At 73.4% G+C, this 603-nt stretch carries 1 pseudogene; it reads right to left on the reverse strand.

The features are described 5' to 3' along the window. Window positions 1-603 (reverse strand): annotated as a pseudogene (locus CCN42_RS45225) (cytochrome P450 family protein); the annotation flags it as partial.

The raw sequence follows: 603 nt of genomic DNA on the forward strand, positions 1-603 counted from the left end.
CCGAGATCAGGTCCTCGCCGGGGGCCGGCTCCGCGGGCAGGGCCTCGCGCTTGCGGTGGATGAGGTCGGCGAGGTAGCCGCGCATCTTCTTCACCGAGCGCGCCACCCCGCCGCGCGGGCCGCCGCCGTGCCGGATCATCATGCCCGCCCAGTCCCGGAAGTCGTCCTGGTCCTCGCGCGGGACGCCGAGCATGTCGCAGATGGCGTAGATGGGCAGCGGGAAGGCGAACTCGTGGATGAGGTCGGCGNNCGCGCCGGGGCGTGAACGCCTTGGAGACCAGGCGGCGCAGCCGTGTGTGGTCCGGCGGGTCGATGTTGAGCAGATGCGTCATCAGCTCCGCCTTGCGCTCCCCGGGGATGCCCGTCTTGCCCTTGGCGTGCGCGGGCTCGTCGTGGTGGGCGGGGTTCTTCGACAGCCGCTGGTCGGCCAGGGCCTGCTTGGCGTCGGCGTACCGGGTGACCAGCCAGGCCTCCACCCCGCTGGGCAGCCGGGTGCGGTGCACCGGGGCATGCTCACGGAGCCAGGCGTAGGCGGGGTAGGGGTCGGTGGCGAACTCCCAGGTGAAGAGTTCCGGGGCCGGGGCCGGGTCCGAGGGCCGGGAC

The sequence above is a fragment of the Streptomyces glaucescens genome (genome assembly GCF_002154375.1).
Taxonomy (GTDB): Bacteria; Actinomycetota; Actinomycetes; order Streptomycetales; family Streptomycetaceae; genus Streptomyces; species Streptomyces glaucescens.